General features: G+C 61.0%; 7 protein-coding genes and 1 pseudogene. 5 read left to right on the top strand and 3 right to left on the bottom strand.

From position 1 onward, the window contains the following. The first annotated feature begins 22 nt into the window (after positions 1 to 22). The 5 genes from ACY34H_RS28035 to ACY34H_RS28015 all read left to right on the top strand — a co-directional run bounded on the left by ACY34H_RS28035 (position 23) and on the right by ACY34H_RS28015 (position 9,466). Positions 23 to 1,189 carry a cytochrome P450 gene (locus ACY34H_RS28035; RefSeq protein WP_464980710.1) on the top strand — a complete coding sequence of 389 codons (1,167 nt, stop codon included), beginning with the start codon at positions 23 to 25 and terminating at the stop codon, positions 1,187 to 1,189. Positions 1,190 to 1,599: 410 nt separating this feature from the next. Then, positions 1,600 to 2,625 (top strand): hypothetical protein, encoded by a 1,026-nt coding sequence (locus ACY34H_RS28030; RefSeq protein WP_464980709.1) that lies wholly within the window; start codon positions 1,600 to 1,602, stop codon positions 2,623 to 2,625. Positions 2,626 to 3,090: 465 nt separating this feature from the next. Beyond that, entirely contained in the window at positions 3,091 to 5,796 is a 2,706-nt protein-coding gene (locus tag ACY34H_RS28025) for a TonB-dependent receptor plug domain-containing protein (protein WP_464980708.1), read from the top strand. A 175-nt stretch (positions 5,797 to 5,971) separates the two neighbouring features. After that, on the top strand, positions 5,972 to 8,074 hold the full coding sequence (locus tag ACY34H_RS28020) for a CocE/NonD family hydrolase (RefSeq protein WP_464980707.1): 2,103 nt from the start codon (positions 5,972 to 5,974) through the stop codon (positions 8,072 to 8,074). Between the two features lie 93 nt (positions 8,075 to 8,167). Further along, positions 8,168 to 9,466 (top strand): alpha/beta hydrolase, encoded by a 1,299-nt coding sequence (locus tag ACY34H_RS28015; RefSeq protein WP_464980706.1) that lies wholly within the window; start codon positions 8,168 to 8,170, stop codon positions 9,464 to 9,466. A 15-nt stretch (positions 9,467 to 9,481) separates the two neighbouring features. On the opposite strand, the pseudogene ACY34H_RS28010 reads toward ACY34H_RS28015, so the two are convergent. The 3 genes and pseudogenes from ACY34H_RS28010 to ACY34H_RS28000 form a co-directional block, all read right to left on the bottom strand. Continuing rightward, positions 9,482 to 9,644 (bottom strand): annotated as a pseudogene (locus ACY34H_RS28010) (GMP synthase (glutamine-hydrolyzing)); the annotation flags it as partial. Positions 9,645 to 9,705: 61 nt separating this feature from the next. Then, positions 9,706 to 10,944, bottom strand: coding sequence for an MFS transporter (locus tag ACY34H_RS28005; RefSeq protein ID WP_464980705.1), 1,239 nt, complete (start codon positions 10,942 to 10,944; stop codon positions 9,706 to 9,708). Positions 10,945 to 10,980: 36 nt separating this feature from the next. Further along, entirely contained in the window at positions 10,981 to 12,234 is a 1,254-nt protein-coding gene (locus ACY34H_RS28000; RefSeq protein ID WP_464980704.1) for a CaiB/BaiF CoA transferase family protein, read from the bottom strand.

Raw genomic sequence — 12,234 nt, 5'->3', positions numbered from 1 at the left:
ACTCCGATGTATTCTAAATTTCATGAACGACTTTGACCCCTCCCAACCCGAAAACATAGAGACGCCGTACGAATTGTACCGCGATCTCCGCTCCCGTTGCCCTGTTGCCCATACCGATGAGCTCGGTGGTTTTTGGGCATTGACCCGACACGCGGACGTCGCCGCAGCGGCCGCCGATTACGTCACATACACGACAACAGTTCAAAACGTGGTTCCCAAGGTAGCCGCAACGGGACGCCGTCCGCCCTTGCATCTTGACCCACCCGACCATACGCCGTATCGCCGCGCCATTACTCCGCTACTGACCGGGAAACGGGTTGAAAAACTGCGCCCCTTCATGGAACGGATGTGTGATCAATTGCTTGAACCGATGCTTGCCAAGGGCGGTGGCGATATCTGCGCCGAGTATGCTTCGATCCTGCCGATACGGGTCTTCGCCGAATGGATGAACATGCCGTTGGAAGATGCCGGATGGCTGGCGGAGGTTGCCCACAAATATGCGCGTGCCGTGGAAAGGTACGACATGGAAGCGACCAAGGATAACAGCGCACTATTGTATGAGATCGCACGAAATCTTCTGGCCAGCCGCAAGGCCGATCCGCTCGACCCGCTCGCCGACGTCACGTCAGCCCTGCTGGCGGTGCGCGTCGACGGCTCCCCGCTGAACGATGAAATGATTCTTGGCACCATTCGCCAGGTGCTGGTCGTTGGTATCATCGCCCCGCAGATTGTCTTCGGCTCCCTGGTAGTCCACCTGGCTAATGATCCTGCGCTGCAGGACAGGCTACGCAACGATCCCGCGTTGATGGCGCCATCGATCGAAGAGTTCCTGCGCCTCTATACGCCTTATCGCGGGTTCGCCCGAACCGCGACCTGCGACGTCACGCTCCATGGCGTCACCATTCCTGAGGGCGAGCCGATTGCTCTGGTTTATGCGTCCGCAAACCGGGACTCGTCAGTGTTCGAGAACGCGGAAACGTTTCAACTCGATCGGCCCAACATGAAGGACTCGCTTGCGTTCGGCAGGGGCCCGCACAGCTGTCCGGGGGCGGGCCTGGCCCGACTGCAGCTGTCCGTTGCCCTCGAAGCCCTACTGCGTCACACCACGCATTTTTCAGTACACGGCCCCATTCTCACTGCACGCATGCCGGAAATTGGCCCACTGAGCGTACCGGTTGCCTTTGGTTGAGCTGGAAAAACGACGTTAGCCTTTTTAAAAGCAGATGAAACCGGTTGCATCCTTACGCCAGCACTGGAACCGTAAGCAAATGCGAAGCTGCCATTCAAGTGCGGCGGATACTTTGCCGATTCTTCAAACAAGCAGAGGAAAGTAATGAACAACGGAGACAAAACAAACAGCGCTGCGGATTGCCAAGTCCCTGCACGCATCGAAGCCGATGCCCTTGCGCGCCGCAAGGCCGGCCTGCAGGCGCAAAATTCCTGGGCATCCCAGATTTGGTTGGCACAATGCGACAGGCAGCGGCACAGGTCGGCCGTTGGGATGTTCTGGCCTTGTACCCATTCAGCCACGTCTATTGCCCGCCTGATGGCCACCCCTGAACACCACGCTCTGAAAGCAACCCGATCCGGGAGCGCCGCATGAAACGTTTTCCGATCGAACTCCTGCTGTTGATTTACTTTCTCGCTTACGCGCCCTATGCAGTGGTGACGAAACTGATGACCAGTCCAACAGCCGGAGCTGTGAGCCGCCCTCTCACTGGTCTTGAGACGCTGCCAGCGGCGTTAATGCTCAGTGGCGTACTCGTCCTGGCGTTTGTCTGGCGCTCCGGCTGGTGGCGCAACGCCAACCGCATCAGAGCCTTGGGCGGTTTGCCTGGAGCGTCCAGGATGACCTTCGTTGCCGGCATTGGCGCAGCCATGTTGCTGGTCTCCGTTCCGCTCTCCTACACTTTCATCGGCGTCAGCATTCCGTTCGTTCAATTGCTGATGCGCGGCGATGTTCTCATCATTGCACCGATCGTCGATCTGTGCGCGGGCCGCAGGGTGCGATGGTATTCATGGGTGGCGTTCGTGCTGGTGTTGATCGGCCTCGCGGTCAACGTCAGCGCCAGGGATGGGTTCCATTTGCCACCGATGCTGATCTTCATCATTGGGGTGTACACCGTAGGCTATTTCATCCGCCTGGCCGTGATGACGAAGATAGCGAAAAATGGCGATGAAAACGCAACGCAGCGTTACTTCGCCGAGGAAAAAATCGTCTCGGTGCCGCTCTCCATCATCGCATTGATGTTGATTGCCGTTTTTGTGCCGGGACCACAAGGAGACCAATTGCATTCAGGATTTGTGAAGGTCTGGTCGTCCGATGCGTTGTGGCTGCTGGTGATGCAGTCAATCGCATTGTTTGCCATCACCGTCGTCTCCGCCCTGATTCTCCTCGACAAGCACGAGAACACCTACTGCGTGCCATTGGAGAGGGCCGGATCGATCCTTGCCGGCGTGATTGCCGCCTACGTCCTGGCAATATTTTTCAACTTGCCCTACCCGACAAGCGCCGAATTGTTCGGCGCGGGACTACTGGCGGTCGCGGTCGTGGTCCTTTCCATCGGCCCGCGCCTCGGTCAAAAAGTCCAGCCTGTTGCACCCATGCAGGGTGCCCGTCAGTAAGCCACTACAGGTCAGGCGTGCCTGGCGATTCCGCGATCCGTCCTGAAATGACCGAACTCGGCGCGATGTGATTCTGCCGAGTTTCACAGGATTAGCTGACCCGTTCGGGACGGGCTCACGGTTGCTTTCCAACGACACGCCGGGGCCGCGCGCACTGAACAAGGCACGGCTCGAAGCCATCAACAAATGTTCAACGAAGCATATCCACTGAAAGGGGCCAACACGACCTTTTATATATATTTTATAAGTATTATTATTTATACTTAAATTGCTAGCGTACGCGAATTCGTTCACCGCCGGCCTGGATTGAAGGAGCCCGGCACGCCGCTCTTTCGCAAGCAGCCAGCGCCGGGCACACCGACCGATCCTCGATTCGTGCAGGCGCCCGCACAGATCGACAGAAACAGACCGACGCGGCTTTCCAGACATGGTCGCTGTCAACCTAAAAACTATATGGAGATAATCATGTTGGAAACGCCCCAAGGCACATCCAGGCCGCCCTTCAATGCACGCCATCATGCCTGGTCGGTCGCCATGCTGATGGCATCGACGCTCGTCACAGTTCAGGCGCAGGAAACGCTACCTGCACCGCGAGTCGACGCTGCGCCCGAAGCGGACACCGCAAAAGTCGTGGTGACCGGCAGCCGGATTCGCGGCGTCGCGCCGGTCGGCTCAAGCCTGATTCAGGTAGGCGTCGAGGATATCAAAAGGTCGGGCGCAGTAACCACGGCCGAGCTCCTGAAGGAAGTCCCGCAGATCACTTCGCTGGGATTCAACGCAGAAGGTTCCCTGGGGCCCGCAGCGCCGGCGAATATCACGCGTTCGACCGCCCCCAACCTCCGCGGCGTCGGCCCCCAGGCCACCCTCACGCTGCTCGACGGCCAACGGATGCCGCCTACGGGCACGATGGGCAATATCGCCGATCCCTCGTTCCTTCCGCCGCTGACGCTCCAGCGCGTCGAAGTCATCGCCGACGGCGCTTCAGCCGTCTACGGCTCCGATGCGGTCGCGGGCGTCATCAACCTGATTCCGCGGAAACGGTTCAAGGGGGCGGAGATGATGGCCCGGGTCGGTCTCGCCGATGGCTATAGAGACCACCAGGTTGGCGGAATCCTCGGCACTGCCTGGCAGGGTGGTTCCGGCATTCTATCCTTTGATTTTTCCCATAACGATCGGCTGTCTGTCACCGATCGCGACTTCGTCACGCCGGATCGCCGCCGCTTCGGTGGTGCGGACGGACGCTCCAACGCGTGTGCTCCAGGCACTGCTTCGCTCAGCGGAACGTCGTATGCTCTACCTGCCGGTATCGGGCAGGGTGTACTGCTGTCGAGCCTGGCACCAGGTTCGTCGAATCGCTGCAACGTAAACCAGTTCGACACGTTGGTTCCCGAGTCGACACGCAAAAGCGTGTTCGGCTATGCCGAGCAAAAAATCTCGGCAACAGCCAAGGTCTACGTCCAGGGCTTGTATTACGACCGGGATTCCCGTGCCAGCAGGGCCATCTACACCTTGACGAACTATGCTGTCCCGAAAACCAACGCATTCTACCCAGCCGACGCGCTGGCAAACCCTGCCAGCATCGTCGTCAACTATTCACTGCAGGATCGGTTGGGCGCAAACGTCGCCGGCCAGACCAGCGAGCTGTACCAGGTTCTCGCCGGATTGGAGGGTGATATCGGCAATTTTCGCTACAAGCTTGCGGCGTCGACCGGCGAAGGCAAGGACAAGGAAAACAATCAGGCGGCGCTGAGCGCCTTTGCTGTCGCACAGGCGATTGCCAGTTCGAATCCAGAAACTGCGCTCAACGTGTTCGGCGGACCTGACGCCAATAGCGACGAGGTACTGCGGCGGCTGCCGACCGGGCACGCAGTCATTGCTGGCCGCACCAAACTCCAGACGGTATCGGCCGGCATAGACGGGCCATTGTTTGATACTCCCGCCGGTGAAGCACGCATTGCGTTCGGCGGGGAAATACGCCGAGATTCGCTCGAGGCCTCCAATTTGAACAACAACAACAGCCGCATCAGCGCTGCCGATGTCACCTCGGTCGGTAAATCGTCGCGGACTATCAAGGCCGTGTATAGCGAGCTGTATGTACCGGTGGTCAGCGCCAACAACAGTTTTCCCGGCGTACGGAGACTTGACCTGTCGGTGGCCGGGCGCTGGGAAGAGTACAGCGACGTCGGCACCACCAGTAATCCGAAGGTCGGCGTAACCTGGACTCCCATCGATGATGTGATGGTGCACGCCTCCTACGGCACGTCGTTCCGTGCTCCATCGTTGACGGAAGCCGATCCGAAGAGTTCGGGAGCCGGGATCTATCAATCCAGCCTCTCCGTCCCTGGCCGCGGCCTGGTGCCTGTGGTACGACTCGCGGGCGGCAATCCTGATATCGGGCCAGAGGAGGCGAGCACCAGGTCGCTAGGAATCGATTGGTCACCAGCATCACTGCGCGACCTGAAAATCGGCGTGACATATTTCGATCTGGCGTATGACAACCAGATCGTGGACGGCTTCGGCTACTCGGTACAGTACCTGGCCGATCCCGTCACCTATGCCGCCAATGTTGCCTATCCCGGCGCCGCAAACTACAGCCAGCTGAGAGCCCTGATCGAGAGTTCACCGTTCGCGACGCCTGGCGCGATCAATTACACGGACGTTGCCATCATTGATGCGCGAAGACGCAATCTGGCGTCGGTCAAGGTCAACGGCCTCGACCTGCAGGCCAGCAATATATGGCGAACTGCCATCGGTAACATCACGCTGCGTGGCAACCTTACGCATTACAGGACATTCGACGAAGCCGCCAACGGCAGGGATTTCATTAGCCGGAACAATGTCATTGCCTATCCGGCCCGTAATGCTGGTCGCGTCAGCACTGCCTGGACTCGAGAGGGCTGGTCTACCCAGCTGACGGCTAATTACACTGGTGCCTATCGCAACAACCTGTCGCTCCTTTTGCCAAAGGTACGGTCTCATACCACCGTCGATGCGGATGTGGCGTATCGCTTTGACGGCGGCGGATTCCAGGATGGTATCCGGATCGCACTCAATGTGAGGAACCTGGCCGACAGGGAACCGCCTGTCGTGGACCTCAACAACGGGTACGATCCATCCAAAGCCAGCGCGATGGGCCGGACCGTCGCGATGACCGTCACCAAAGCGTGGTAATCGGCACGCCAGCGCAGTCACATCTCAGGCACTGCAGGCGGCGCAGTCGCGCGCACGCCTGCGGTGCAACGCCCAATGAGTGAATGAGGTAAACATGCATTTCACGAGGAACCGGTCTTTGAAAACCCGTGCTTGCCCCTCGCTGCGGCGTGCGCGCAGCGCCGCAAGGATAGACTTGCACCGCATCCCACTTCTGCGCATCGCGGCCTCGATTGCCAGCGTGTTCTGTTCCTGCAGCTTCATCGCTGCCTGGGCAGATACCCCGGCGGCCCCCGACACCGCGAGCATAACGCGACCTTATGACGGGTACGTGCGCAGCTCCCAATACATCACCAGCGCCGACGGTACGAAGATTGCCGTCGACGTATACCGGCCAACCCGCAATGGCATCGTCGCCAGCGAACCGCTGCCAGTGATTTTTACCCAATCGCGGACGCAGGACAGGACGCAATCGGCGGATCTCGTTAAACAGTTCACCGCAGGAGGTTACGTCTGGGTTGCACAAGATCGTCGCGGCAGCGGTGCCTCGTTTGGCGTACAGAAGGGATTTGTCACGCATGACGATCGGATGGATGGCAAGGCGGTTGTCGAGTGGGCTGCGGTTCAGCCCTGGTCGACCGGCAAGGTTGGCTCGACCGGATGTTCGAACCAGGGTGCACACCAGTACACGTTGGCGACCGACGCCCCAGCACACCTGGTTGCCATTGCCCCTGAATGCGCCTCGCCGGCGTTTTTCGATTCGATGATTTCGCCCAACGGCGTTTCAAGTTTCGCGTTGGTGAAGCGACCACCATACGATGGCAGCTGCGACCAGCCATCCACTTCTGGGCTGCCGGTGGATGAGGACCGGGGACCGGCGTTTCCACTGGCCACCGCGGCCGGTATGGAACACCGGTGCAATGCCAAGTTCCTCGGGCAGTACTGGGCCAACATGTACCGGGACAGTGTCCACCCGTATCTGCAGTACCAGCCGGGCATGGCCGACAGCGCGGCAATGCATAGCGAGGCCGTGAAATCCTCGGGCGTCCAGATCCTCAACGTCGGCGGTTGGTTCGACGCTTCCCCTGCGGGCGCCTTGCTGGCGTGGCAACTGTGGGGTGGCCGGGTCATTATCGGACCATGGAAACACGGCGGAACGAAAGGGCCGGATGCATCGTTCGGTAATTCCGACCTCGACCGTGCGGCGTTGTATATGAAATGGTACGACTACACACTTAAGGGCAAGGCGAACGGATTCGATAGCGAGCCTCCAGTCGCCTATTACACGATCAATGCACCCAGCGGGAAAGAATGGCGCCGGGCTGCGCAATGGCCGCTTGTCAATGCCCAGCCCACCCGCTTCTACTTCGCGCAAGGCAAGACAGGTACCGTCAGGTCTTTCAACGATGGACTGCTGAGCAAGTCCGCGCCAACGGGAACCGCAGCGGATACCTATGTCCCGGACTACTCGGCGTCGCTGTTCGATGGGAAATTCAGCACCCTGGATCGACATTGGGACGGCGACATGCGTGCCTCGACGGACGAGAAAGGCCTGACCTACACCATGGCGCCACTGACGTCGGACGTCGAGGTGACCGGGCATCCCATCGTCAACATGTGGGTGACGTCGACCGGCAGCGATGAAGATTTCTTCGCGATCCTCGAGGACGTCGCGCCTGACGGCAGATCGACTTATGTCACCGAAGGCAAAATCAGGGCGTCACGCCGCAAGGTCGAGACGGCGCCGTGGGGCGATACCGGCCTGCCTTACCATCCGCAACGCCAGGGAGAGGACGAACCACTGCAGCCAGACCAACCGTCTCAGCTGGTATTCGATATCCTGCCGACTTCCTATGTGTTCAGGCAGGGGCATCGAATCCGGCTAGCAATCGTCAATGCGGGTGGCCCGGCTTTTCAGGCGCCGCCCGGGCAGGACCACAACAGGCCGCCGTCGATCCGGGTGCTGCGTACTGCAGCACATCCCTCCTACATTACGCTGCCGATCATACCGAAAGCCTCGTCCGTTTACCGCGGAGAGATAACGGTCAATACCGCCGATGTCCGCTATACAGGTCCGGGAGCGATGTACACCGCGCCAAAAGGTACTTACATCCGCTACGGCGACAAGTGGCTCAGGTACGGGGAAAGCTTCAACGCGAAAAAGTCCACGTATCAAGCGGCGGGAGCATCAGGAACAATATCGATCAGCCTTGTACGAGCCGGCCCGGGCCGCCGCTTCGCCACCGTCAAAGGAAGCGGCGTGCTGTTTTCAGGTACCGGTGACGACGTGAGCGAGTAGGCCGACATGTTCACAGCGGTCATACGCTTGCCCCGGTGGAGGAATGATGTGCCGTGTTCCGCACCAGCCCAACGCCATGCTGGAGAAAAACAAATGACGATTCAAAAACTGACCGTGAAATTTTTTGCAGTTGCCTTGGCCAGCGCTACAGTAACGCTTGCATCCGCGCAGACCGCGCCAGCGCCTCAAACCTTCAAGGGAACGTTGCCCGACGGCGCCACCTGGTCTGCCACCATCCCGATCAACTGGAACAAGATCCTTTTGCTCTACAGCCGCGGCTATGCGACGAAACGGGCATCCGAAGTTCAGGAAGCGCCCGGGAACGTACGTCTCGCACTGCTTGAACAGGGATACGGCGTCGTCGCATCCGACTACGCAAAAACCGGCTGGTCAGTCGAAGAAGCTATTGCCGACCAGGTCGATACACTGGCGGAAGTGCGCAAACGCATCGGGAAACCCGCCAAGGTAATCGCGTGGGGATTTTCGATGGGTGGCCTGGTGACCACGGCGCTTGCCGAACAACATGCAGACAAGCTTGATGGCGCCCTGAGCATGTGCAGCTCGATGGCTGGAGCGGTGGGCATGATGAATATGGCCCTTGACGGCGCTTTCGCATTCAAGACCTTACTGGCTCCCCAGAGCAACATCGCACTGGTGCGTACACGTGACGACCGGGCCAATGGCGCCAGAGTCGCCGCTGTGCTCGCCGAAGCGCAAATGAGCGCCGCCGGCCGGGCGCGGGTTGCATTGGCCGGCGTGCTGGCCGGGATCCCCGGGTGGACCAGTGCATCGGCGCGCCCTTCCGCTACCGATTTCGCGACGCAGCAGCAGGAAATAGCAAAAACTTTCGTCATGGGAGTGTTTTTACCCCGGGCAGACCAGGAATTGCGCGCTGGAGGAATCTTCTCCTGGAACGATGGCACGGACTATCGCAAGCAACTCGCGAGTTCGGGACGCTTGCCCATGGTCGAGGCGCTGTACACATCAGCAGGTCTCAGCCTTGACGATGACCTGTCGAAGCTGGATCACGCGCCGCGCATCAAGGCTGACCCTGCCGCTGTCGATTACATGAAGCGCTTCTATACACCGACCGGGAAGCCGGGCATACCGATGTTGGCGGTACAAAAAATCGGGGATGGAATGACGTCACCGTCGCTCCAGGATAACTACGCGCAAGCTGCAGATCGGCAGGTGCCAGCAAAGCAGTTCAGCTCCAGGTGGATCGCACAACCCGGACACTGCGATTTCTCTGCCGCCGACATGCTCGCCTCGGTCGACTTGATACGGGAAAGACTGGGCACCGGTGCATGGCCACCGATTGCCGCGCCATTCGTCCAACACACGCCGGCACCGATGCTCCGTGCCTGCATCGTTGGCGGTACGTGTAATTAGCAGGTCATCGCTGCACTCGATCGTCGCCGGCGGCTTACCCGAGGTGTCATACACGACGCGATCGAGCCCACGCACCTGGTAGAGGATGCGGTTCGACGCCGGGCCCCGGCAACTCGTGCGGAAGGTGCGCCCAATGCGCCGTCATGAAGTCTTGCGCTTGCACCGCGCGCAGTGCGACCTGCGCTCGCAAGAGTGCGCCCATGCTGGGCGCATGCATTCGCATGCTGGCACGCGCGCCCTCAAGACGCCGCAGCCGCCTTCAGCGCCGCCGCAAGGCGCGCGTTCTGGCGCTCCGCGTAGCTCTTCAGGAACAGGATCAGCACCGCGGAGAATATCGCCGCTCCGGTCAGCGCGTACCAGCCGGCGTGAAAGCCGCCCGACCAGTCGCGCAGCCAGCCCAGCGCCTGTGGCCCGAGAAAGCCGAAGATACCGCCACCGAGTGCGGTGATCCCCATCAGCGGGCCCACGTCTCGCCCGCGCATCAGTTCCGAAATGGTCGGGTAGAGCTGGTTGGTCGAGGCCAGGCCCAGCGAGATCAGCAAGGCGGAGGCGACCTCGAACACCAGCAGGTTATGCGAGGTCATCGCGAGACAGGCAGGGATCATCAGGATCATCATGCCGGCCAGGACGTTCCAGCGGTTGAAGCGGTCGGCCAGGTAGCCGCTCAGCGGATTCAAGACGATGGCCAGGATGTAGGACATGCTGATCACGGCCGCGGCATCCGATGCGCCGAGCCCGAAGTCGGCTTTCAGCACCGACGGCAGGAAGAAGGTCGCTGCGAAACCGCCTGCATTGGTCAGGCCGAGGAGTGGAATCGTCCATACGATCGGGTATCTGAAAGCGGAGAAGGCGCCCTGCCCTTTCGTGCCGCCTTTCTGGATCACTTCCGGCCGCTGGTGGTAAAACATCGAAAACACGACCAACCCAACGATGGTCATGCCGCCGAAGCCCATCACGGCTTCACGCCAGCCCCACGCTTCAGCCAGGCTAGCGCAGAACGGCGCACCGAGCACCGTGGCCAGGGCCGAGCAGGCACCCAGCACGCCCATCGCGCGTCCTTTCAGGTGCGGCGGCGCGGTCAGGGCAATGGCCGTCATCACGCACACGAAGGCCAGGCGATAGCCGAAGATCCACAGGGCGCGCGCGGTCAGGCCCTGGCCGAAGCTTTCGGCCACCGAGAGACCGAACAGGCCCGTGGCGAGGATCGCCATGCCGATGATCAGGATGCGCTTTTCGCCGTACTGCTTGGCCAGGATGCCGGCCGGGATGCTCACCACCAGCGCCACCAGTCCGTACACGCCGGTGAACAGCCCCATTTCCGAAAAGCTCATCGCGAAATCGTGCTGGATCGCCGGCAGCAGCGGCGCGAAGCCCAGGCTGGACATCTGCAGCGCCATCATCGCGATCACGGTCGCCAGGTAGTAGATGACCCAGCGCTTCTGGGGCGCCAGTGCCGGTCCTGCGTTGTCTGCCATCATGTTCGTGTCTCCTTGGATGTTTTTGATCGTGCTTTGTCAGATGGCACCGTCAGCCTTCAACCGCTCGAACTGTTCCTCGCTGTAGCCGAGCAATTCCCGATACACTGCCTCATTGCTGGCGCCCAGCGTCACCGCCGGCTTGTCGAAGCCCGTGAACGAACCCGACATCCGGATCGGCAGGCCGCCGACCACGATGTCTTCCACGGCGCCATAGGTCGGGTGCTCGAGCTTGGTGGTCTCGCCGCGCATCAGGAGATTCGGGTCGCGCATGGCGTCGGCGGGGTTGCGCACCGGGCCGCTCGGCACCTCGAAATCGGCCAGCAGGTCGGCTGCCCGGGCGGTCGTCATGGTGCGGGTCCACTGGCTGATCATGTCGTGCAGCGCGACGTGGTTGCGCACGCGCGCGTCGCGCCCGCCGAAGCGATCATCGGCCAGCAGCTCTTCGCGGCCCATGGCGCGGAACAGGCCGGCCACGAATTCGTCCTTCGGCGCGCAGATCGAGATGTAGCCGTCGCTGGTGGGGAACACGCCGAACGGGGCCAGGCGCGCCATGAAGTTGCCGGACCGGGTAGGTCGGCCCAGCTTGACCATCATGTCGAAAGGTTCGGCCGCCACCAGCGCGCTCAGGGCTCCCAGCAGCGAGACGTCGACGTGCTGGCCCTGCCCGCTGGCGCGCGCCTGCATCACCGCGGCCAGGGTGCCGATGGTGGCGAACAGGGGCGCGGTGAGGTCGCCGAACGGGACGCCGACCCGCACTGGTGGATCGCCTTCATTCCCGGAGGCCAGCATCATGCCGCTCATCGCCTGCACGATGTTGTCCATCGCCTTGTTCTGCTTCGGGTTGACGTTGGCCCCGAAGCCGCTGATCGACGTGAACACGATCCGCGGATTGACTTCGCTGCAGGCGCGGTAGCCGATTCCCAGACGGTCGGCCACCCCGGCGCTGTAGTTCTCCACCACCACATCGGCGTTGCGCACCAGATCGAAGAAGATCGCACGCGACTCCGGGTGCTTCATGTTGAGCGTGATGGCTTCCTTGTTGCGGCCGCGTTCCAGCATGGCGAGCGACAGGTCGTCCTCGTGCTGTTTCGCCACCTTAATGCCATCGCGGCCCAGGTAGGGCGAGTTGGTGCGGGCCGAATCCGGATTTCTCGGGTTCTCGACCTTGATCACGCGCGCGCCCAGGCCGGCAAGCAGCAGGGTCGCATAGGGACCGGCGAGCGCCGTGGTGAGGTCCAGCACGGTGACGCCCTCGAGCGGGCGCGGAAGGTTGTCGGTATTTTGTTGCAT

The organism is Pseudoduganella sp. jia 9 (genome assembly GCF_055502615.1).
The sequence above is the reverse complement of the archived record's forward strand: the minus strand, read 5'-3'. Positions and strand labels throughout refer to the sequence as shown.

Excerpts from the sequence above, each read along its gene's own strand:
- ACY34H_RS28035 (WP_464980710.1), top strand. The coding sequence starts at position 23 with ATGAACGACTTTGACCCCTCCCAACCCGAAAACATAGAGACGCCGTAC.
- ACY34H_RS28030 (WP_464980709.1), top strand. The coding sequence starts at position 1,600 with ATGAAACGTTTTCCGATCGAACTCCTGCTGTTGATTTACTTTCTCGCT.
- ACY34H_RS28015 (WP_464980706.1), top strand. The coding sequence starts at position 8,168 with ATGACGATTCAAAAACTGACCGTGAAATTTTTTGCAGTTGCCTTGGCC.
- ACY34H_RS28000 (WP_464980704.1), bottom strand. The coding sequence starts at position 12,234 with ATGCAACAAAATACCGACAACCTTCCGCGCCCGCTCGAGGGCGTCACC.
- ACY34H_RS28005 (WP_464980705.1), bottom strand. The coding sequence starts at position 10,944 with ATGATGGCAGACAACGCAGGACCGGCACTGGCGCCCCAGAAGCGCTGG.
- ACY34H_RS28025 (WP_464980708.1), top strand. The coding sequence starts at position 3,091 with ATGTTGGAAACGCCCCAAGGCACATCCAGGCCGCCCTTCAATGCACGC.